The organism is Breoghania sp. JC706, assembly GCF_037026715.1.
Taxonomy (GTDB): Bacteria; Pseudomonadota; Alphaproteobacteria; order Rhizobiales; family Stappiaceae; genus Breoghania.
Genome location: NZ_JBANCG010000031.1, coordinates 1 through 581, shown reverse-complemented (window position 1 = coordinate 581; position 581 = coordinate 1). Strand labels below are relative to the sequence as shown.

The 581-nt window shown below is 55.9% G+C and carries 2 protein-coding genes; both read right to left on the bottom strand.

The window, feature by feature from the left end; all coding sequences use genetic code 11:
- A partial coding sequence (locus V2L18_RS23425) for a HigA family addiction module antitoxin (RefSeq protein ID WP_336180768.1) occupies nucleotides 1-273 on the bottom strand: 273 nt, incomplete at its 3' end.
- Nucleotides 274-282: 9 nt separating this feature from the next.
- Nucleotides 283-558, bottom strand: a complete 276-nt coding sequence (locus V2L18_RS23420) for a type II toxin-antitoxin system RelE/ParE family toxin (RefSeq protein ID WP_336180769.1) — start codon at nucleotides 556-558, stop codon at nucleotides 283-285.
- Between the last annotated feature and the right edge of the window lie 23 nt (nucleotides 559-581).

Genomic DNA, 581 nt, shown 5'->3' with positions numbered 1-581 from the left:
ATTGGAGACGTCAACGTTCTGTTCGGCGTTCCATGCATCGTAGGCACCTTGCAGCCTGATCCAGAAGAGCGGTTCGTTGCCGAACAGCTTGCCGAGCCGGACGGCGACTTCGGGGCTTACCGGCTTGCGCTCAGACAAGATGTCATAGAGATGCTGCCGGGAAATCCCGAGCATGCGAGCCAGTTCCGCCTTGCTCCGCCCCGTGGCCGGGATCACATCTTCCCGCAGGATTTCACCCGGATGCGTCGGGCAACGATCAGGATTGCGAGCCATAGTGGCCTCCTAGTGATATTGTTCGAAGTCGAGGACATAAGCATCACCGTCTCTGAATTCGAAAGTGATGCACCAGGGTCCGTTCACATGGACGGTGTAGCGCGGTTGGGCGAAGCCCTGCAGGATATGGAAATCGAACCCCGGCAAGTTCATGTCTTCCGCCACCGATGCGGCATCCAGAGCATCCAAACGACGCAAGATGCGCTTATGCATCCTTGAATCGATACGCGATTTTCCAGTTTCCCATAATGCGCGAAGCTGCTTGTTTGCGAACGTCCTGATCATGAAGTGAAATGTAAGCGGATGGC

Bases quoted from the DNA above. Each gene is read 5' to 3' on its own strand.
- V2L18_RS23420 (WP_336180769.1), bottom strand. From the start codon at position 558: ATGATCAGGACGTTCGCAAACAAGCAGCTTCGCGCATTATGGGAAACT.